Source organism: Alcanivorax jadensis T9, from assembly GCF_000756655.1.
GTDB classification, from domain to species: Bacteria; Pseudomonadota; Gammaproteobacteria; order Pseudomonadales; family Alcanivoracaceae; genus Alcanivorax; species Alcanivorax jadensis.
Genome location: NZ_ARXU01000003.1, coordinates 103,650 through 124,910, shown reverse-complemented (window position 1 = coordinate 124,910; position 21,261 = coordinate 103,650). Strand labels below are relative to the sequence as shown.

Sequence of the window (21,261 nt, the reverse complement as noted above, 5' to 3'; positions counted from 1 at the left end):
CAGGGCCGCTTCTCCTATGGCCCGATTTAACCTTGCAGGTTGTGGGGCAGCGGTCAGAATCGACATCCTGTTTACCGGCCAGGCCGGTGTGAGATTTGCCCGGCCCGTTGCCGGGCCCTAGCGGAGTGCTTTTCATGCAGCGTATCGAGATTACCAAGACCTTCCCGTTTTCCGTGGACAAGCTGTTCGACTTTCTCAGTGACCACGAGAACCTGGAGGTGATTTTCGCCCCGGCCAAGATCAAGCGGGTGAAGCCCGGCATCGACAGCCCCAACGGCGTGGGCTCCACCCGCCGTATGCGCATCCTGATCGCGCCGCCGTTCGAAGAAACGGTCACCAAGGTGGTCCCCAACGAGCTGATCGAATACAAGATCAGCAAGGGCAGCCCGCTGAAGAACCACAAGGGCACCATGCGCTTTTCCGAAAACGGCAATGGCGGCAGCCAGCTTCATTACGTGATTGAGTTCGAAGGCAAACTGCCACTGCTTGGCCCGGTGGTAAAAGCCGGTCTGGGTCAGGCCATCAGCCGCGGCCTGAACAAGCTGAAGCTGTAAGGCAGCACTCTGTAGGAGCCATGCTCGCATGGCGAACCCTCTTAGCATGGCTCCTACACGGGCTTTCAGACATAAAAAAACGCCGACACCCTTGCTTGCACAGATGTCGGCGTTAAACGGTTGCTACAGTGATTAAGTAGCTAGAACGTATAGTTCAGGCTCAGATTTGCGTTGGTCGGTGGGCCGTAATAGCTCTGACCAAAGTAACGCAGACTGCTCAGATATTTTTCGTCGGTCACATTGTTAACCCGCAATTTGGCATTGAAGTGGTCAGTAAAGTCATACCCGGCCATCAGGTTAACCAGTGCATAACTCTCCTGTTTCGTTTCGTTGCCACCGCTAGTGTTGGTCACACGGCTCTGCCAGTTAACGGTCATTCCCACTTTCAGCTTCTTCAGTCCGACCGGGCGATACGTGGTCGCCAGGGTAAAGGTTTCTTCAGGAATGTAGGTTCTCAGCGCATTCCCTTTATCATCGTCTTCGATATCCAGGTAGGAATAGCCGGCAGTGATATTCCAGTCATTCAGAATTTCGCCGGACACTTCCGCTTCATAGCCGCCGCTGTCGAAGTCCTCTCCACGGAATTCCGCTTGTGGTTGGTTGCTGGGGATTTGCTCAGCCACATTTTTTTGTTCCGTTTCAAATGCTACCAAAGAGGTGTTCAGTCGACCCTGGAACCATTCGCTCTTCAGCCCATATTCAATATTCACACCCTCAACCGGATCCAGACGGTCACCATTCGGCGTCAGTTCCGTTTGCGGATTGAAGATAGTGGTATAGCTGGTATACAGAGAGTGCTGTTCAGTAAGATCCAGGATCACACCGGCATAGGGAACCAGTTCGGATGCACTGCTGGTGCGTGAAGCGCCGTAGGCTTCGCCCTCGCTTTCCACGTCCTGATAACGGGCACCAAGCACCGCTGTCAGCGGATCAGCCAGATTCAGGCGGGTTGCCAGATAACCCCCCAGGTACCGATCGACCCAGTCACTGCCTTCTTGCTCCCCGTCAAAGGCTGGCTCAGGGAAGTCCCCGGTGAATACTTGCTCCGAGTCAATCGGTGTAAAGCGCGAACCGCCGAAATCAGCAAAGAAGGACATTTCTTTCGGCCGGACTTTGCCACGGTTAAAGCCGATGACCATTTCATGCACACGGCCACCGACCTCATAGGGGCCCCGGGCAGACAGATCAACGGTTTCCTGGCGTTCATAACTCTGGAACTTGCTGGGGTAGGCAAACATGCCATCCAGATCACGGGTGGGATTACCGAAGAGATAAAGCAACTTCGAGTCACCTTCCCATTTACGGTATTGGTAGACCGCTTTCCCTTCCCAGCCATTATCAAATTGCTGGGCCAGCTCGACAAAGGCATCTTCCTTGACCGTATCCCAGAAGGCCCAATCCGCCCCGGTACTGGTAGAGGTGCTAAAGTCAGTGGGGGTGCCATCTGCGTAGAACAGCGGCAAGGAGCCCCACATATTCTGGTCCGCTTTGTCTTCCTGACGAGAATAGCCAACGGTGAACAAGGTGTTCTCGGTCAAATCCGCTTCGACAACACCATAGAGGACGCCACGCTCTTTTTCATAACGGTCCAGATAGGAATTGCCATCCCGGTACGCGGTCACCACACGAGCCCGGACATTATCAGTCAGGCTGCCGGACACATCGCCATCGGCGCGATAGGTATCCCAGGACCCTCCGGTCAAACCCACAGAGGCCTGACTATCACGGGTGGGACGCTTGCGGACAAAGTTCACCACCGCGGAAGGCTCGCCCGCTCCGGTCATCAGACCATTGGCACCACGAATCACTTCCACGCGTTCAAACAGCGCGGTATCCAGCTCACCTCGCACGCCGGGCCGGCCCGATGGTGAACCCACACCATCATATTTGAACGTATCAATATCAAAACCGCGGGCATTGTATTCAGCCCGGTCGGTTTCATATTTCTGCACGGTAATACCGGTGGTGTTGGCCAACACATCATTAATGGTGTTTTGACCAAAATCATCCATCTCCGTACGCGTGGTGACCGACACGGACTGCGGGGTTTCCCGCAGGCTCATCGACAGCCCTGTCGCACTGGAGACGGCTCTTTTGGGAGCATAGCTCTCGGTATCATCGGACACCGTTCCCGGTGCGGAGGCACCAACAGAAATTTCACCCAGTTCATGGGCTGACGTATTCGCCTCATCAGCCAGAAGGCTGGGCGAGAGGATTAACAGCGAAGCATTGACAGCCCCGATCAGAATTCGCTTTCCCATTGAAGACCCCAGTCAGTTCAAACACATATCGGCCCCGCAGGCAGAAAGGTCGCTGCCCCCACAACACCGTGAGCCGAAACTGACGAAGGATCATAATGATTTTGATAACCGTTCTCAATAGCGTTATCGACTATTGCCGTCATCCTGGGAAAGCAGAGACTGCAGTTCCGCACGCCCACGCTGGTTGGCCTCAACCAACTTTTCACCATCGTCCTGGTGTTCCACCTGCTCACGCAGCAGGTTTTCGTCCAGGTCGCGGAAACTGCGCACCAGATCGATGGCAGTGGATTCCGGCACGCCCAGTTGCATCAACGTCAGCCGGGTACTGAGCAGGGCGGACTCGAAGGTTTCGCGGATCACCTGCTCCACCCCCAGCGCATGAAGTTTGTAGGCGTGGAACCGGTCCCGGGCCCGCGCCACGATAGTCACGTCAGGGAAATGATGGCGTACCAGCTCCGCCGCTTTCAGCGACGCATCCACGTCGTCCACAGCCAGCACCATGACTTTGGCGTGTTCCAGGCCAGCGTTGCGCAACAGGTCCAGGCGAGTCACATCGCCGAAGTACACTTCGTTGCCGTAGCGGCGCAGCATGTCAATTTCGTCCGGGTCGGAATCCAGCGCGGTGAAGGGAATTTTGCGTGCCACCAGAATACGCGCGGTGATCTGGCCGAAACGGCCCAGCCCGGCAATCACCACCCGCGGGTGGTGGTCGGGCATATCTTCCGCTTCCAGATCCGGCCGGGAGCTGCTGGTGCGGCGCTCCGGCCACAGCAGGGTCACCAGTTTTAACAGCAGCGGGGTGGCTGCCATGGACAGGGCCACCACCAGATTGAGCTGACCCACCAGGGTGTTGTCGAGCAGATTCAGCGCCTGAGCCTGGGTAAACAGCACAAAGGCAAATTCACCACCCTGGCAGAGCAGGATGCCGAACAGGGCGGTATTGCGCCATTCCACCCCGCGTACCCGGCTGATCACCGCCAGCACCAGCGCCTTCACGCCCAGCAGTACCAGTAGATACAGCGCAATGTCGCCAGGGTTGTCGACCAGCAAACGCAGATCCATGGTCATGCCGATGGCCAGGAAGAAAAGGCCCAGCAGCAAGCTCTTGAACGGCTGGATATCGGTTTCCAGTTGCTCCCGGTAGGGCGAGTTGGCCAGCAGCACCCCGGCCACAAAGGCCCCCAGGCCCATGGACAGGCCCAGGTGCTCCATCAGTGCTGCGGCACCCAGCACCAGCATCAACGCACTGGCGATCATCAGTTCCCGGTTGCGCAGTTTGGCCAGCCAGCCCAGCCACGGATTCAGCGCGTATTTACCCGCCAGCACCATGCCCGCCAGCGCCGCCAGCCCCGCCAGCAACTGCGGGCTGTCATCCCCCGCCTGCGCTCCGGCCAGCAGGGGCAACAGCAGCAGGATCGGGATCACCGCCAGGTCCTGGAACAACAGAATGGAAAACGCCGAGCGGCCCTGGGGCGTGCCCAGCTGGTTGTTCTCCACCAGCATCTGCACCACAAAAGCCGTGGATGACAGCGCCAGGGTAAAGCCGATGGCCAGGCTAACGTTGGTCTCGAAACCCAGCAGCAGGAAGGCACCGGCCAGCAGCAGGGCACTGAGAATCACCTGGCTGGCACCCAGCCCCACCAGCCGTTGGCGTTGCGCCCACAGCTGTTGCGGCGCCAGTTCCAGCCCCACCAGAAACAGCATCAGCACCACCCCCAGCTCGGCGAAGTGCAGCACATCGGTGCCGCCGCTGACCAGCGCCAGCCCAAGAGGCCCCACGACAATCCCGGCGGCGAGATAGCCAAGAATGCTGCCCAGACCCAATCGCTGGAACAGCGGCAATAACAACAGCGTAGCCGCCAGCAGAACCAGCGCCTGAGAGAAAAAGCCTTCCACGGTGATCTCCTTTTTCTGATCCGCTCATGCTAGCGGATTTGCCCATTAGCCGTTGTTAAAAAGCGCTATCGGCCTGCCGTGCACCAAAATTGCTCAACCATTACCAAAGCCTTACCATGCGCGCTCTTTATTCGCCCCGGATTAGTGCACGAGATGAGTGAACAGAATGACCGGCTGCGCCAGCAGCTGGTCGGCGGCCTGCTGCGGCAACTGCATCTGGATGTGATGAGCCAGCGGTTCAACCCCCGCCTGGTGCTGGCGCTGTTCAATCTGGTCAACGGCGGGCTGAGTATTGCCCTGATCGCCATCGTCGCGCTGATAACCCAGCAGTCGTTTATCTTTCCGTCCCTGGGCGCCACTGCTTTTTTGTTATTCCACCTGCCCCTGGCGGAAGCGGCCTCACCGCGCAATGTACTCAGCGGCCACGTGATTGGCGCCCTCTGTGGTTGGGCCGCCCTGTGGGTATGCGGGCTGCACGATGCCCCCGCCGCCTTCCTGACCGGGGTGGAATGGCCACGGGTGGTGGCCGCCGGCCTGTCACTGGGCTTTACCAGCGCGCTGATGATCCTGTTCCGGGTCGCCCATCCGCCGGCCGGAGCCACATCACTGATTGTTTCCCTGGGCCTGATGCACGAACTGCAGCAACTGCCGGTACTGATCAGCGCCGTGGCCCTGTTGGTCGCCCAGGCCTTCATCATCAACCGGGTAGCCGGGATTCCCTATCCTCTGTGGCGCAGTCGCAAGCAACAGGACTGAGTCACTTTCGTAATGAGAATTACTTTTATTACTGTTAGACTGCTGCGCTCAGTCTGATCGTGACAGGTGCATCATGCGCGCAATTCTGGTGGTTCTTCATCGCTGGTTCGGCCTTTTTATCGCCGGCTTTCTGATTATTGCCGGCCTCACCGGGGCACTGATTTCCTGGGACCACGAACTGGACGAGTGGCTCAACCCGCACCTGTTTGAAAGCCAGAGCCAGGGGGAACCCCTGCCCATGCTGGAACTGGTACGTCGGGTGGAAGAGGCCGACCCCCGGGTGCGCGCCAGCTTCTTCAGCCTGGGCGCCGAACCCGGCCACAACGCTGAGATCTGGGTAGATGCCCGGGAGAATCCGGAAACCGGACAGCGCTATGATCTGGACTACGACCACGCCTTCGTGGATCCGGTCACCGGCGAGATCGTCGGCAAACGCCTGTGGGGCAAGATTTCCCTGCACCCGGAACACCTGATGTCCTTCCTCTACAAGCTGCACTTCACCCTGCACCTGCCGGAGTGGAACGGCATCAACCGCTGGGGCATCTGGCTGATGGGCGCCGCAGCCATGGTGTGGCTGTTCGATACCTTTATCGCCATGGCGCTGACCCTGCCGCGCAAGCGTCGTACGCACAAAGCGGGCGGCAAGAGCTGGCTGCAACGCTGGAAGCCTGCCTGGATGATTCGTCGCGGCGCCGGCGCCTACAAACTGAATTTTGACCTGCATACGGCAGTAGGGCTGTGGGTGTTCGGCCTGCTACTCATCCTGGCCTTTACCTCTTTCTCCCTGAACCTGTATCGGGAAGTTTTCTACCCGGTGATGTCCATGGTTTCAGAGACCACCCCCGGGCCTTTCGAGACCCGCACCCCCACCGCCCTGCATGACCCGGTGGAACCCCGGGTAAGCTGGCCGGCCCTGTTTGATAAGGCCCGCACCGAAGCGGATAACCGCAACTGGCAAGAGCCCATCGGCGACACCTTCTACAGCGACAATTTTGCCGTCTTCGGGGTGCGCTTCTACTACCCGGGCGAAGACCATGACAGCGGCGGCATGAAAGTCAAAAGCCTCTATTACGACGGCGAGAACGGCAATCTGATCGGTGATGAAGTCCCCTGGCAGGGCACTGCCGCCGACGTCTTCAACCAGCTTCAGTTCCCGCTTCACTCCGGGCGCATCGCCGGCATGCCAGGGCGCATCATCGTATCGATCATGGGCATCGCCGTGGCCATGCTGTCGATTACCGGCGTAGTGATCTGGTGGAAGAAGCGCAAGGCACGGGTGGCCATTAAAAAGCGTAAGCGGATCAACACATCCGCCGCCACATCAGCAACCTGAACGGCCTGCTAACCGCCCTGTAGGAGCGCCACTTGAGGCGCGAACCGTGTGGTTTACCACTCCGTTCTATCGTCTTGTCGCAAGCATATTTCGCGCCTCAAGTGGCGCTCCTACAGCAAACCTCAAAGCCACATCGCATTCCAGTAAGGGTAATATCTGAGGGATTTGACCAGGCCGGCACGCAAGGGATTGGCAACGATATAACGGGCAATATCCTTGATCGATTCTTGGTAGCGGATCGCATGGTCGTGGTAGCCCCTTTGCCAGATGCGCCCCCCTGACAAACGACCGCTCCTACCTTTGACGAGATTCATGGTTGTGGAAAGTGGGTACTTCCCCTCCAACGTAAAGAGCCAATGGATATGATCCGGCATCACGACAAAACAGAATGAGGATGTCATGCCTTGCTTATCGGACCAGAGCAATGTCCGGCACATGGTTCGCGCATGCTGTGCGTCTTCAAACCAAGGATGCCGCCCATTGGTCACCACAGTGACGTGATAAATCCTTCCCGCCTCGGAGTAACGCCCCTGCCTGAGACGGTTTCCCTGATATCGCTTCGCCATGCAAAAAGGATTGCGCCCAAGCACAAGGCAGCAAAGTCGATATCGCTGAATTTTCTGTAGGCGGCACGATCAAGCGAACGAGAGCAGGCACTCAACAGCAAGCATCAGAAGCGATCGCGGCCGGGCTGGTTGAGGTTGTTGATGCGCGTTTTGCCCAGCAGTTTCAGCAGCAGGTTGCGGAAGAAACGCAGTAGCGGGTAGAGCACTGTCGACACGCGCCGGGAACGGAACATCCAGTAGTTGAAGCGGTTAAACACGCCAGAGCGGCTGCCGATCAGGGCCAGGGCATGGATGGCGTCGGCGCCGTAGTAAAGCTGCTCGCCCATCTTCAGCACCATGCCCTGATCGATATCCATGCCGGCACCGGTAATCTCGCGCATCACCTCACTGTCTTCCCGGGCATCCACGATGCGCAGCTCGCCCACGCTTTCGCGAATCCGCACCACCTGGCAGTAGGCATGGCAGGCCGGGCATTCCTTGTCGTAGACCAGCAAGATGTCGGGGCGGGACACGTTATCTCCGGCTGAGCCAATAAAAAGCCCCCGGGAAGGGTGCTTGTCGTTACCACTGAATCGGTGCTTCCGACGAGCCCGGGCTGGGCGGCTGCCCGGCAGGTTGAGCCGTCGAGGCGCTGGACTGGTGCGAGGTTCGCACCCGGTCTCCCGCCTGTAGAGCACTACTGGCCGGGCCTTCCAGACGGGCTACGCCATAATCCGGGCGCACGTCGGTGACCGTCAGGGTGGCCAGGGCGTTGCCCTCCAGCTTGATGGTCAGGCCGGTGTCCGGGTCTTTCATTTCCCCGGCGGGGCGGTAGACCTGCATGCTGGCATCCTGCTCCAGCCGGCCCTGACCCTGACTGAGGAAGACGGTATCGCCCTGCACCTTGATGATCTGCACCGGGTAGAGCACGTCCGTGGCGGCACCGGCCATGGCACGGGCAATGGCCGGGTAAAGCTCATCCGCCAGCCGTTCCGGGTGGTTGCGGTCGTCGATATTGAGCTGACGGGCCACTTCACGGATGGAGGCTTCCGACTTGTTCCAGTCGAACAGATCTGCCCACAGAATTTCACTGGTGGTGGTGTCGATCAGCCGATAACGAACACGAATACGCGGTTCGTAGCCGGAGAATTTGGCACCGTAGAATTCCCGCTGGCTGTCGCCAATGCTGAAGTCCTCGATGGTGCCTACCAGCAGTAGATCGGCCCCCTTGCGCTGTCCCAGACGGACCAGCTCTTCCGGCGCCACACTGCCTTCCTGCACCACCGACTGCTCCTGGTCGATGGCATCCAGGTTGGCCCGGTCCAGCACCCGGAAGCGTCCGGACTGGGTAAAGGCGGTAACCAGATCATCGCGCAACTGACGCTGCACCTGGCTGGCCGGCACCTGCAGGTCGCCCAGATCATAGCGGGGCTTGCGGCTGTCGAAGGTGGTGATGGCAATGCCGGGCAGGTGCGAGCGGTCCGCACCCAGGGTCTTGGGACGAAGCACCTCCGCCTGCACGTTGGCCTGCCACAGGCCGTCTTCTACCTGCTTCACCGACTGCACCTGGTAACTCTTGATATTGCCCAGGGTAGGCAGCTGCGGCTCCGGCACGGAGGTTTTGTTGCCGATCCAGGTGCTCACGTCACCCTGCTGGCGAACCACCCATTCCAGCACATTGGTGCGGAAGTTCGGGTCCACCGCCACGCTGACCCCGCCAGCCTGTCGCACCGCCGCCACCAGGGCATTGGTCATGGCCTGTTCCGGGTTGTCGCCGTAACCCCGGGCCGACACGGAAATGGTTTCCGTGGCTGCCTGGGCCAGTGACGCACACAGCAACAGGATGAAAAACAACGGAGCGAACAGGTGCTTGGTCATAACGGCCTCCATGTCTGGTTAGCATGCACGCCACCGGGAATACCGGTGGCGTGCAGCGTCCTTACAACCCGAACAGGCTCTTGCTGCGAGTCTTGCGGATTTCTTTTTCGTTGGTCCACTCGATGATGCCGGTCTGGATGTTGAGCAGCTTGAGGGTGAACTTGTAGTAGACGTCCTTGGTGCTGCCATCGCGTTTGACGATGGAGGAAAAGTTACCGTACATCATCATTTCGGCGCCGATCTGGCGGCCCATGGCGGCGGCAGTGGACGGATCCACCAGGCCGGAATCGCTCTGGTAGTCCAGCTGCTGACGCACACGATCGACCACGGACATGTCCACAAAACGGAACTTGCCGGAGTTGATCAGCTTGGACTGAATGGTGTCGGTAATGGACTCGGTGTCCACATGCTCGGTGGTCTTGTTCTTGATGCGGTCCACAAACACCACCGGACGACGGTTCTGGGTCATCTGCACGATGGGCGGGAACACCATCATGTCATCCACCATCTTGGCGGCGATCATCTGCAGGTCGGTGGAGCCGAAATCCGTGTTGACGGTTTCGCGGGCCTGGGCATCACCATAATCCACCTTGGAGGCACAGCCGGACAGGGCCAGGGCGCTGCCCAGCAGCAGCATGGAAAGTACGCGTAGCATTATGATTTTCTCCTTGTTCCCTTTAGAAAGGCGCACCGTTATTCGCGCACCCAGATTTCAAAGCGTACCGCGGACGGGTTGGGGGCAACGGCCTGGACGCTGTTCTGGCTACGACCCGCCATCACCACCTGCCGCCAGGGCTGGCCTTCCGGCGCCTGCTCGAAACCATCCTTATCGAACCATTTGAACTTGTATTGGAAATCCAGTTCAAATTTCCAGTCATTTTCCAGGGTGGCCTGTATATAGAGCAGGTCGCCCACGGTCTTTTGCTTCAGATCCTGCACGGAAATACGGCTGGCCAGCAGGCTGTTGCTGGAATAGACCTTGGTGATGGTCTGGCCGTCTTCATCCACTTCCATGCGACCCATATTGGTGGCCGAACAGGCCGCCAGCATCGCGGCCAGCAGCAGCGCCAGCATCGGGCGTAACAGTGTCATAAGGGTCCCTCCTGAACGGGTAACACGCGGGTAATCAGCTGGCCGGGAACGGCCGCCACATGAATCACGGTGAGGCCACGGTTTACCACCGGTACCGTCAACGTAGCATTGCCCCCGGGGGTGCTCAATACAAGGGTATGTTTCCCCTGGGGCAGTGAAAATCGTGTTGCCTGGGCGTAGGCAGGCAGGGTCAACCAGCTGCGCCGGTCCGCCTGCTCACTGACCAGGTTGTACAGCTGGGTGGCGAAGGCCCCCAGCGGGCCAAAATCGTCATTGGCCTTTTTCTGCAGATTGTACTTGGCGGTGGCGCGCAGGGTCTGGCGAACCAGCATGCCGGGCAACCGCTCTTTCAGATCCTTGGCGGCCAAGGCCCCCACATCCGCCAGCACCACGGTTTCCCCCAGTGGCTGGCTGGCACTGTCCAGCACCCGCAGGCTGTTGGGGCGCGGCTTGCTGGTCAGGGAATAGGTGGGGAAGGCCACCGAAAAGATGCCGTGGACGGTGGGAATGGGCAGGCTGAATTCTTCCCGGGCCTGCACAAAGCCCTGCTCGTAAAGCACCGCCACCATGCCCTCGTCGGCAGGACGGCCTTTCATGGCATTGGACACTCGCTCAACATCTTCCTTGAGCATGTCCAGCTCCGGGTGGATCTCCAGGGCCTTCTTGTAGTCCACCAGGGCATCGTTGTATTCGCCGTGGGCTTCCCAGAACAGGGCGGACAGGTAGAAGGTCCAGGCATTCTGGAAGCTGGCTTTGACCTCCCCGGCCACCGCATTGATGCCCTGGAAATAGCCATCGAACTGGCTCAGGTCCACGTTGTTTTCTTCTGCCGCTTCCTCGGCCTTGGCAATTTCCTTGTCGCGCTTGTCGGCAGCGACCCGCTGCTCCAGGGCCGCGCCACGCAATTCCACGGCGGTGCCGGTAGGATCGTTGGCATCCCAGTAATTTAGGGCCTGATAGGCATGGGTGAAGATGCGCTCGTAGTCCGGCGCCACATAGCCGCGGGCATTGTCGTTGGTAATCAATGAGGAGGCGGAAGCCGTCAGCGAAGACACCTGGATACGAGCACTGGCGTCTTCCTCGTCATATTTCTGAATGGCACCGGCGAAGGCTTCGCGGCTCTGTTCACGCTGGCCGGTAAGCTGGCTGACTCGACCCAGTTCCTGCAGATACAGCACGCCATCGCCGCCACTGGCCGCTTTTTCCAGCTTCTGGGTGGCCGCCGGGGTCACCGGAGCGGTGGCCAGCGAGGCCTTCCATTGCTGGGCCTGATTGGGGTAGGGCACAAACAGGGAGTTTGTGGCACAGCCGGACAATGCCAGCAGCCCTGCAACCAACAGGCATCCTTTCCTGAGTCGTCTTATCATACGTTAGATACGAAAAAAGCCGGAGCAGGCAAGGTAGCCCGCCACCGGCTTTTTGTCGAGTGTTTCACAGTTCCGCAGGAGCGCCCGAACGAACGCTCCTGCGGAAACACCGGGTCGTCTAGAACAACACCCGGGTACGGATGGTGCCGTCGATGGTGCGCAGCTTCTCCAGCGCCAGCTGGCTGTAGCCCTTGTCCACATCGATGACCACGTAACCGATCTCTTCGTTTGTCTGCAGGTACTGACCGCAGATGTTGATGCCGTTCTCGGAGAACACGGTGTTGATCTGGGTGAGCACGCCGGGCACGTTCTTGTGAATGTGCAGCAGGCGGTGCATGTCCGGGTGAGCCGGCAGGGCCACTTCCGGGAAGTTCACCGCACCCAGGGTGGCGCCGTTGTCGGAGTAGCGGATCAGCTTCTCGGACACTTCGGTACCAATGTTCACCTGGGCTTCCTGGGTAGAGCCCCCGATATGCGGGGTCAGGATCACGTTGTCGAATTCACGCAGCGGGCTGATGAACTCGTCGTCGTTGCCCTTGGGCTCTTCCGGGAACACGTCGATGGCAGCACCCAGCAGGTGGCCATCACGCAGGGCACCGGCCAGGGCATCAATGTCCACCACTTTGCCACGGGCATAGTTGATCAGGTAACCCTTGGGCTTGATGGCGCGAATCTGTTCTTCCTTGATCATCCAGCGAGTGGCGGCGGTATCCGGCACGTGCAGGCTGACCACGTCGGACTGCCCCAGCAGCTCGGTGAGGCTGCTCACCTGCTCGGCATTACCCAGCGGCAACTTGGGAATCACGTCGTAGAACTTCACTTTCATGCCCATGGATTCGGCCAGCACGGACACCTGGGCGCCAATGTTGCCGTAACCCACAATCCCCAGGGTCTTGCCACGGATCTCGTAGCTGTCCTTGGCAGACTTCAGCCAGCCACCGCGATGGGCAGAGGCGTTCTTCTCGGGAATGCCACGCATCAGGTTGATGGTGTGGGCAATCACCAGCTCGGCCACCGAGCGGGTGTTGGAATAGGGGGCATTGAATACCGGGATACCACGCTTCAGGGCGGCGTTGAGATCCACCTGGTTGGTACCGATACAGAAACAACCCACACCGATCAGTTTCTCCGCCGCCTGGAACACCTCTTCGGTGAGCTGGGTGCGCGAGCGAATGCCGACGAAATGGGCATCCTTGATCTTGTCTGCCAGATCGTTGCCGGTCAGCGCGGTGGGCAGCAGCTCCACATTGCTATAGCCGTGCGCTTTCAGGTTCTCCACGGCGTTTTCGTGGATGCCCTCGAGCAGGAGAACGCGGATCTTGTCCTTCTCAAGAGAAGTATCGGCCATGATTGAAGTCTCGGTAGCCTGTGAAATGGGCGCGTATGTTAACATAGCCCGCTCAAATTGAGAGCAGCCGCGCCGTCGGATTGCTCAAGTTGCCGTGAGAACGCCTCAACATCGTGCGTTTTACCCCTGCAGGAGACCTGTTGATGACCGCCCATGCCCATGCTGCGCTGGAGCAACTGACTGATTTGCTTGGCAATCGCCTCCTTACCGACCCGGAAAGCGCCCAGCGCTACGGGGTCGACTGGACCAAGGTATGGGCCCCGGCCCCCAGCGCGGTAGCGCTGCCGGAGACCATCGACGAGGTGCAACAGATCGTGGAAATCGCCAACGACCACGGCCTGCACCTGGTGCCCTCCGGGGGCCGCACCGGCCTGTCCGCCGGGGCGGTGGCCGCCAACGGCGAGCTGGTGGTGGCCTTCGATCGCATGAACAAGATCCTGGAATTCAACGAATTCGACCGCGCTGTCACCGTGCAGCCCGGAGTCATCACCCAGCAATTGCAGGAATTCGCCGAACAGAAGGGGTTGTTCTACCCGGTGGACTTCGCCTCTGCCGGCTCCAGCCAGATCGGCGGCAACATCGGCACCAATGCCGGTGGCATCAAGGTGATCCGCTATGGCATGACCCGCGACTGGATCACCGGCCTGAAAGTGGTCACCGGCAAGGGCGAACTGCTGGACCTGAACAAGGGCCTGATCAAGAACGCCACCGGCTACGACTTCCGTCATCTGTTCATCGGCGCCGAGGGCACGCTGGGCTTTGTGGTAGAAGCCACGGTAAAACTGGCCCGCGAACCGAAAGACCTGACCGCCCTGGTACTGGGCGCCCCCGGCTTCCGGGAAGTGATGAAGATCCTGCACGCCTTCCAGCAGGACATCGACCTGACCGCCTTCGAGTTCTTCTCCGACAAGGCCATGGCCCATGTACTCGAACACGGCGTTGCCAAACCCTTCGACACCGAGTGCCCGTTCTACTGCCTGCTGGAATTCGAACAGCTGTCAGAGGCCACCGGCGATCAGGCCATGGCCATCTTTGAAAAGTGTGTAGAAGAAGGCTGGGTACTGGACGGCGTCATGAGCCAGTCCCTGCAGCAGCTGGATCAGCTGTGGCAGCTGCGTGAGCGCATCTCCGAATCCATCGCCCCGCACACCCCTTACAAGAACGACATCTCGGTCACTGTCTCCAAGGTGCCGGACTTCGTGGAAGACATCGACACCGTGGTGCAGGAGGCCTACCCGGATTTCGAGATCGTCTGGTTCGGCCACATCGGCGACGGCAACATGCACCTGAACATCCTCAAGCCCGCCGACCTGGCCAAGGAAGACTTCTTCGCCCAGTGCAACAACGTCTCCAAATGGGTGTTCGAGATCGTCGAGAAATACAACGGCTCCATCTCTGCCGAACACGGCGTGGGCATGACCAAGAAACCCTACCTGGAATATTCCCGCAGCCCGGAAGAAATCGCCTGCATGAAAGCGGTGAAGCACGTCTTCGATCCCAACAACATCATGAACCCGGGGAAACTGTTCGATGTTTGATGAAGTGAACACCCCGGTAGATCAGGACGGCTACCAACATCGCTGGATCGACGGTGCTCCCATCGACATCCCGGTGGGCAAGGTGGTGTGTGTGGGCCGCAACTACGCCGACCATGCCAGGGAACTGGGCAATGACGTGCCGGACGCCCCCATCCTGTTCATGAAGCCGGCCACCTCGTTGGTGAGCCTGCATGAACCTATCGAGCTGCCAAAAGGGCAGGGCGAGGTACACCACGAAGTGGAAATGGTGGTACTGATCGGCAAGCGCATTCACAAAGAAGCGGACCTGGACAACGTCCGCTTCAGCATCGCCGGCTACGCCGTCGGCCTGGACCTGACCCTGCGTGAGGTACAGAACACCCTGAAGGAAAAAGGCCACCCCTGGGAACGGGCAAAAGCCTTCGACGGCGCCGCCCCGGTCTCCGGCTTCATCGATGCCCGCGGCATCTCCGTGAAGCAGAAGCTCAACGTTACCCTGGAAATCAACGACGAGGTACGCCAGCACGGTCACACCGGCCAGATGCTGTTTCCCACCTTCGAGCTGCTCCGCGAAATCAGCCAGACCTTCACCCTGGAACCCGGCGACCTGGTCTTCACCGGCACCCCCGCCGGCGTCGGTCCGCTCAACAGCGGCGACAAGTTTACCGCGCGACTGGGCAATATCATTCAGGTGTTCGGCTCCGTCGCCTGATACGCAGCCACCGCTCCCACTGAACAAATGTCACTGTTGGAACGCAGCGAATACGGTCAACATTGATGATATTTAGCCATTGGGTATTGAAGTGGCGTCGCTGCTTGAACGCACTTTGAGGCGGGTTCTATTTGGGCATGGAAGACACCACCTATTCCTCCTCAAACGCATCCCGATGAAACTCCGCCGCTTCCCTCACCTCACGGAGTCCGCACTCCATCAGTTCCGGCACGTCGCCGCCGGCCATCACCGTCAACATGGTATGCACCCCCCGGGCGAGAGAGGTCAGGTTGTAGCCGCCTTCCAGAACCAGTACCAGGCGGCCATCGCAGTGTTTGTCGGCAATGCTCTGGACGATGCTGGTGAGTACTGCGAAGCCGTCGTAGCTCAGATTGAAGGCCATGTCGTTGTGGTGGGGATCGGTGCCTGCGGAGACCAGCACCAGGTCGGGCTCAAAGCGGTCAGCGGCGGGGATCAGAATATCGCGGAAGGCCTTTTCCATGGCGATGTCGCCAGCAGATTCCGGCAGAGGAACGTTGACCGTATAGCCTTCACCCAGGCCGGCACCCACCTCATTCAAATTTCCGGACCCCGGGTAAAACGGCGCGGCGCAGTGGGTGTCGAAAAACAGCACATCCGGGTCGGCCCAGAAGATGTCCTGGGTGCCGTTACCGTGGTGCACGTCCCAGTCAACGATCAGGATACGCTGGCAACCCAGTTTTGCCTGGGCATGGGCGGCGGCCACGGCCACGTTATTGAACAGGCAGAAGCCCCGCGCCCGCACCGGTTCGGCATGGTGGCCGGGGGGCCGAACCAGGGCAAACGCGCTTTGCGTTTCCCCCTTCACCACGCTCTCCACGGCGGCAATGGCATTGCCCGCCGCAGAGGTGGCTGCCGGAATGCTCTCCGGCGAGACGGCGGTGGTATCGCTGTCCAGCCAGGCGCGCTGCCCTTCCAGGGAGAAGATGTGGTCCAGATAGGTGGTGGTGTGGACACGGCCCAGTTGTTCGTAGGTGGCGCGCGGACCGGACTGGAACTGTACACCGGGGATGGGCTCCTGCTTGAGCAGGTCCATGATGGCGGAGAGCCGGCCGGGGTGTTCCGGGTAGTTCCATTTGAAATTCAGCCCACCGAGAATATTCCTTACCCGCTTTTCCACCCGGCTGGGCAGAAAGGGCAAATCCACTTGCGGATCATGGCCGAGCATTACCTCGTCATAAAACACGGTTACGCTGCGCGACGCTGCCACTCGTGACTCCCTCACTTGGTGTGTGTCCTCGGTTGATTCTCCGCGCAACCCCCCGCTTAACGCAACAACACAGCCTCCATGGCCGCTGATATCAGCACGCCAATAGCGCGCTAGGCGCCATGACGACTATGACACCCGGAAATGCTTGCGCAAATTATCATTCACCCAGCCACCCAATCGCTCACGGCCAATACTGTCGATAAAGTCCCGCACCTGTTCCGTATAGTCACGATCCTCTTCAAGAATATGGTGCAGCAGCCACTTCTCCAGCACCTGCAATAGCGGCTCTGCCACGTCGACGCCTTCTTCATGGCGACGCATCAGGGATTCGATGTGGAAGGTGAACTTTCGATGCAGGTGATGGTGGTCATCCAGGCCTTCATAACCGGCCCGCTCCATGAGTGCTTCCTCGAAGCTGAAATGGGATTCGGTGTAGTCCACCAGATCATAGAGGACCCGGGCCACGCCCATCTGGGCGTCGGGCTGGCCGGCCAGCCGGTCCAGATCATTGATGTAGTCGACGATACGACGGTGCTGCTGGTCGATCAGCAATATTCCCAGTTCGTAGTCGGGGCTCCATACGATGCGCATGATCTGTCTCCGGTTTGTGATGGATAGTTACGCTAGCAAGGGGTAGATCAGGCGATGTAGACATAGATCAATGTTTGAACACCGTAGGGGGAGGCCCGGATTCCAACCCTGGAAGGTCGCCCCTACAGACGGTAGGGGGTAAAAGCTGGATAATGGCGCCCCTAGCTCACCATTTCTTAACTCCGGTAGCCCCGCCATGGAAATCAACGTCAACTTCCTCGATAACCTTCGACTGGAAGCCAAGTTCGACGACTTCACCGTCATCACCGACCAGCCCATCCGCTACAAGGGTGATGGCTCGGCGCCCAGCCCGTTTGACTATTTCCTGGCGTCGTCGGCCATGTGCGCGGCCTATTTCGTGAAGGTGTACTGCAAGGCGCGGGATATCCCTACGGACAATATCCGCCTGTCGCAGAACAACATCGTCGACCCGGAGAACCGCTATAACCAGATTTTCCGCATTCAGGTGGAACTGCCGGAGGATATTTCCGACAAGGACCGGCAGGGCATTCTGCGCTCCATTGACCGCTGCACGGTGAAGAAGGTGATCCAGACCGGGCCGGAATTCCAGATCGCGGAAGTGGACAACCTGGACGAGGACGCCCAGGCGCTGCTGATGGTGACGCCGGATGAAGCGCACCGCACCTTTATCGAGGGCAAGGACCTGCCGCTGGAGCAGACCATCGCCAACATGAGCGCCATCCTCGAAGAACTGGGGATGAAGATCGAGATCGCCTCCTGGCGCAATATCGTCCCCCATGTGTGGTCCTTGCATATCCGCGATGCGGCCTCGCCCATGTGCTTTACCAACGGCAAGGGCGCCACCAAGGAAGCGGCGCTGTGCTCGGCGCTGGGCGAGTTTATCGAGCGGCTCAACTGCAACTTCTTCTACAACGACCAGTTCTTCGGTGAGGAGATCGCCAACAGCGACTTCGTCCACTATCCCGACGAGAAGTGGTTCAAGCCCGGCCCCAACGATGCGCTACCGACAGAGATCCTGGATGACTACTGCCTGGGTATCTACAACCCGGAGGGGGAGCTGGGTGGCTCCAACCTGATTGATACCAACTCCGGTCGGGTGGACCGTGGCATCTGCTCGCTGCCCTTCACACGCCACTCCGATGGTGAGACGGTGTACTTCCCCTCCAACCTGATCGAAAACCTGTTCCTCAGTAACGGCATGAGCGCGGGCAACACCCTGGCCGAAGCCCAGGTGCAGTGCCTGTCGGAAATCTTCGAGCGGGCGGTGAAGAAGCACATCATCGAGGAAGAAATCACCCTGCCGGATGTTCCTGATGCCGTGCTCGCCAAGTACCCGGCGATTGTGGAAGGCATCCAGGCACTGGAAGAACAGGGCTTCCCGGTGCTGGTGAAGGATGCCTCCCTGGGCGGCCAGTTCCCGGTGATGTGCGTGACCCTGATGAACCCGCGCACTGGTGGGGTGTTTGCCTCCTTCGGCGCCCACCCGAGTTTTGAAGTGGCGCTGGAGCGCAGCCTCACCGAGCTGCTGCAGGGCCGCAGTTTCGAAGGTCTCAACGACGTGCCACCGCCCACCTTCAACAGCCAGGAAGTCACCGAACCCAACAATTTCGTGGAGCACTTTATTGATTCCACCGGGGTGGTGAGCTGGCGCTTCTTCAGCGCCACGGCGGATGAAGATTTCTGCGAATGGGATTTTTCCGGCAGCAATGAGGAAGAAGCTGCGCGACTTTTCGCCATTCTCGACGATCTGGAAAAAGAAGCCTACGTGGCGGTGTACGACCAGCTGGGTGCATCGGCCTGCCGGATTCTGGTGCCGGACTTTTCCGAGGTCTACCCGGTGGAAGACCTGATCTGGGACAACACCAATATGGCGCTGGATTACCGGGAAGACATTCTCAACCTGCACCGCCTCAGCGACGACCAGCTCAGCCAGCTGACTGAGCGCCTGGAAGATAGCCAGATCGACAACTACACCGACATCATTACCCTGATCGGTATCGAGTTCGACGAGAACACCGTGTGGGGCCAGCTCACCGTGCTGGAGCTGAAGCTGCTGATCAACCTGGCGCTACAGCGCCATGAAGAAGCCCTGGAACTGGTGGATATGTTCCTGCAGTTCAACGACAACACGGTAGTGCGCGGGCTGTTCTACCAGGCCCTGCGCGCGGTGCTGGAGATCACTCTGGATGACGAGCTTGAGCTGGATGATTATCTGGTTAACTTCCAGCGTATGTTTGGTAAGGAGACCATGGAAGCGGTGGTGGGCTCAGTGAATGGCACGGTGCGTTTCCACGGCCTTACCCCCACCAACATGCAGCTTGAAGGACTGGAGAAGCACCAGCGTCTTATTGAAAGCTACAAGAAACTGCACGCTGCGAGGGCGGCCAAGGCGGGGCTAGCGTAACCAGCCCCCCAATACCTATTACTGTAGGAGCTATGCTTGCATGGCGAACAAGCTTGCGGAAGGGTTCGCCATGCAAGCATAGCCCCTACGGATGATTCACTCTCAGGCCATCACCTCAATCACCACCTTGCCCCGACAGCGACCCGTGCGGCTGCGATCATAGGCTTGCTGGCTCTGCGCCAGAGGAAAAACGCTGTCGATGATGGGGCGCAGTTTGCCGCTTTCCACCAGCTCCGAGAGGGTGTCCAGATCCCGTGTCCAGGATTCCACCACCACGGTGCCGCAGTGCTTTCCGAACACCCGGTAGAACGGTGTGATCAGCATGGAGCGGGTGTCACCGCCGGTGGAGATGAACCAGCCATCTTCAGCGATCAGGGCATCACAGGTGCGCGGGGATTCGTAGGAGGTCACGTCGAAGACCAGATCGAAGGAACCGGCGGTGTTCCGGTAGTCACCCTGGGTGTAATCGATGATCTCGTCGGCACCCAGTTCGCGAGCGAAGTCAGCATTGCGGCCACTACAGACCCCGGTAACGTGCAAACCCATTGCCTTGGCAATCTGCACGGCAAAGGTACCGACCCCCCCGGAAGCGCCGATGATCAATACGCTTTTGCCGGCTTCCGCCTTGCCCTTACGCAGTCCCTGTAACGCCGTCTGTGCCGCCAACGGCATGGAAGCTGCCTGCTGGAACGTTAGCGACGGCGGCTTTTTGGCAATGCGCTTCTGGTCGATGCGCGTCAGTTCCGCCAGAGACGCGGTGCGCGGGCGCATATCCATGCCGTAAACCGCATCGCCGATCTCGAAGTCCCGCACCTTGCTGCCCTTGTCGATAATCACGCCGGCCAGATCGTCACCGAAGAAGGGCGGCAGCTTGTTAACCAGCAGGGGGGTAAACGCCACGGCCGCATGGTAGTTCAACTTCCAGTCCTTGGGGTTCACGGACGCCCCATGCACCTGCACCAGCACATCATTGGCTCCCAGGCGGGTGGGCGCAGAGATGGTGTTCAGGACCAATTCGGCAGACAGGCCCCAGCCTGATGTGGTGATCGCTTTCATGGATACGGCTCCGTGGTGAAATCAGCGAATTCAAGCTTAACAAAGGAGGGCGTGAAGGGAGCGGTCAGATAGCGCCAAGGAAGCGGCGGTTTGTGTCAATACAACGGCAAGCCAAGCATACGCTGCAATGCCGGTAACTACTTCAGGTATGAGAATGGGCTGAGCCGCGACGCAGCTTTCAGCCCGGATCCACCTTGCCGCGCAGGGATTTGGTTCTGCCGCGTTTGGTTTTGCTGTCCATGCGCCGTCGCTTGCTGCCCAGGGTGGGGCGGGTGGCCTTACGGCTTTTCTGTTCCACCGTCACGCTCTTGATCAACTGGGCCAACCGGGCCAGGGCATTTTCCTTGTTCATTTCCTGAGTGCGAAACTGCTGTGCTTTTATCACCACCACGCCATCGCTGGTGATGCGCTGATCACTGAGGGCTAGCAGGCGTTCCTTGTAGCGTTCCGGCAGGGAGGAGGCGCGAATATCGAAGCGCAGATGAATTGCGGAGGCGACCTTGTTCACATTCTGGCCGCCGCTGCCCTGGGCGCGGATTGCCTGAAGGTCGATTTCCTGTTCCGCCAGGGACAGGTTGGGAGTGATTTGCAGCATGAGGGGTACTGTAGCGGCTTCGGGGAAAGAGGAGCAAGTGACGCCGCTGCATGAACGACCTCTCAAGGTGTGAACCCGAGTGCCGATGAGGAACGCCTGCAGCGTATTCGATACTGCTGCAGGCG

19 protein-coding genes are annotated in these 21,261 nt (G+C 59.3%); 6 read left to right on the top strand and 13 right to left on the bottom strand.

The genetic code is table 11. From position 1 onward, the window contains the following. Positions 1-134 precede the first annotated feature (134 nt). Complete coding sequence (locus T9A_RS05195; RefSeq protein WP_052042504.1) at positions 135-554, top strand: SRPBCC family protein; 420 nt, start codon at positions 135-137, stop codon at positions 552-554. 140 nt (positions 555-694) lie between these two features. Here the strand turns inward: T9A_RS05195 and T9A_RS05190 are convergent, their stop codons facing one another. Next, positions 695-2,815 carry a TonB-dependent siderophore receptor gene (locus T9A_RS05190; RefSeq protein ID WP_035245759.1) on the bottom strand — a complete coding sequence of 707 codons (2,121 nt, stop codon included), beginning with the start codon at positions 2,813-2,815 and terminating at the stop codon, positions 695-697. Between the two features lie 123 nt (positions 2,816-2,938). Then, on the bottom strand, positions 2,939-4,711 hold the full coding sequence (locus T9A_RS05185; RefSeq protein ID WP_035245758.1) for a monovalent cation:proton antiporter-2 (CPA2) family protein: 1,773 nt from the start codon (positions 4,709-4,711) through the stop codon (positions 2,939-2,941). A gap of 153 nt (positions 4,712-4,864) precedes the next feature. Between T9A_RS05185 and T9A_RS05180 the strand changes: the two genes are divergently transcribed. Both T9A_RS05180 and T9A_RS05175 read left to right on the top strand, forming a co-directional pair. Beyond that, positions 4,865-5,467 (top strand): HPP family protein, encoded by a 603-nt coding sequence (locus tag T9A_RS05180; protein WP_035245749.1) that lies wholly within the window; start codon positions 4,865-4,867, stop codon positions 5,465-5,467. Between the two features lie 73 nt (positions 5,468-5,540). Further along, positions 5,541-6,800, top strand: a complete 1,260-nt coding sequence (locus T9A_RS05175; RefSeq protein WP_035245747.1) for a PepSY-associated TM helix domain-containing protein — start codon at positions 5,541-5,543, stop codon at positions 6,798-6,800. A 122-nt stretch (positions 6,801-6,922) separates the two neighbouring features. On the opposite strand, the gene T9A_RS16775 is transcribed toward T9A_RS05175, so the two are convergent. The 7 genes from T9A_RS16775 to serA all read right to left on the bottom strand — a co-directional run bounded on the left by T9A_RS16775 (position 6,923) and on the right by serA (position 13,030). Then, the gene (locus T9A_RS16775; protein ID WP_035245745.1) at positions 6,923-7,366 is read right to left on the bottom strand and encodes an REP-associated tyrosine transposase; all 444 of its coding nucleotides are present in this window, start codon (positions 7,364-7,366) and stop codon (positions 6,923-6,925) included. A 104-nt stretch (positions 7,367-7,470) separates the two neighbouring features. Further along, on the bottom strand, positions 7,471-7,878 hold the full coding sequence (locus T9A_RS05165; protein ID WP_035245743.1) for a DCC1-like thiol-disulfide oxidoreductase family protein: 408 nt from the start codon (positions 7,876-7,878) through the stop codon (positions 7,471-7,473). 49 nt (positions 7,879-7,927) lie between these two features. Further along, positions 7,928-9,223 (bottom strand): CsgG/HfaB family protein, encoded by a 1,296-nt coding sequence (locus tag T9A_RS05160; protein WP_035245740.1) that lies wholly within the window; start codon positions 9,221-9,223, stop codon positions 7,928-7,930. 61 nt (positions 9,224-9,284) lie between these two features. Continuing rightward, positions 9,285-9,878, bottom strand: coding sequence for a penicillin-binding protein activator LpoB (gene lpoB / locus T9A_RS05155; RefSeq protein ID WP_035245737.1), 594 nt, complete (start codon positions 9,876-9,878; stop codon positions 9,285-9,287). A gap of 38 nt (positions 9,879-9,916) precedes the next feature. Continuing rightward, positions 9,917-10,315 carry a YcfL family putative periplasmic lipoprotein gene (locus T9A_RS05150; RefSeq protein WP_035245734.1) on the bottom strand — a complete coding sequence of 133 codons (399 nt, stop codon included), beginning with the start codon at positions 10,313-10,315 and terminating at the stop codon, positions 9,917-9,919. After that, positions 10,312-11,652, bottom strand: coding sequence for a COG3014 family protein (locus T9A_RS05145; protein ID WP_232222018.1), 1,341 nt, complete (start codon positions 11,650-11,652; stop codon positions 10,312-10,314). The genes T9A_RS05150 and T9A_RS05145 overlap by 4 nt, the downstream gene beginning before the upstream one ends. A gap of 148 nt (positions 11,653-11,800) precedes the next feature. Next, a complete protein-coding gene (gene serA / locus T9A_RS05140) occupies positions 11,801-13,030 on the bottom strand; it encodes a phosphoglycerate dehydrogenase (protein ID WP_035245729.1) in 1,230 nt (409 codons plus the stop codon). 143 nt (positions 13,031-13,173) lie between these two features. Here serA and T9A_RS05135 point away from each other — a divergent pair, with 143 nt between their 5' ends. Further along, entirely contained in the window at positions 13,174-14,568 is a 1,395-nt protein-coding gene (locus tag T9A_RS05135; protein ID WP_035245726.1) for a D-2-hydroxyglutarate dehydrogenase, read from the top strand. Next, a complete protein-coding gene (locus tag T9A_RS05130; protein WP_052042501.1) occupies positions 14,561-15,259 on the top strand; it encodes a fumarylacetoacetate hydrolase family protein in 699 nt (232 codons plus the stop codon). The genes T9A_RS05135 and T9A_RS05130 overlap by 8 nt, the downstream gene beginning before the upstream one ends. A 151-nt stretch (positions 15,260-15,410) precedes the next feature. On the opposite strand, the gene T9A_RS05125 is transcribed toward T9A_RS05130, so the two are convergent. Together T9A_RS05125 and T9A_RS05120 are read right to left on the bottom strand one after the other, a co-directional pair. Beyond that, on the bottom strand, positions 15,411-16,508 hold the full coding sequence (locus T9A_RS05125; RefSeq protein ID WP_035245723.1) for a histone deacetylase family protein: 1,098 nt from the start codon (positions 16,506-16,508) through the stop codon (positions 15,411-15,413). A gap of 126 nt (positions 16,509-16,634) precedes the next feature. Then, a complete protein-coding gene (locus T9A_RS05120; RefSeq protein WP_035245722.1) occupies positions 16,635-17,099 on the bottom strand; it encodes a bacteriohemerythrin in 465 nt (154 codons plus the stop codon). A 196-nt stretch (positions 17,100-17,295) separates the two neighbouring features. On the opposite strand from T9A_RS05120, the gene T9A_RS05115 reads away from it, so the two are divergent. Then, the gene (locus T9A_RS05115) at positions 17,296-19,485 is read left to right on the top strand and encodes an OsmC domain/YcaO domain-containing protein (protein ID WP_035245721.1); all 2,190 of its coding nucleotides are present in this window, start codon (positions 17,296-17,298) and stop codon (positions 19,483-19,485) included. Positions 19,486-19,587: 102 nt separating this feature from the next. On the opposite strand, the gene T9A_RS05110 is transcribed toward T9A_RS05115, so the two are convergent. Next, entirely contained in the window at positions 19,588-20,541 is a 954-nt protein-coding gene (locus tag T9A_RS05110) for an NAD(P)-dependent alcohol dehydrogenase (RefSeq protein ID WP_035245719.1), read from the bottom strand. A gap of 178 nt (positions 20,542-20,719) precedes the next feature. Continuing rightward, positions 20,720-21,136, bottom strand: a complete 417-nt coding sequence (gene arfB / locus T9A_RS05105; protein ID WP_035245718.1) for an alternative ribosome rescue aminoacyl-tRNA hydrolase ArfB — start codon at positions 21,134-21,136, stop codon at positions 20,720-20,722. Between the last annotated feature and the right edge of the window lie 125 nt (positions 21,137-21,261).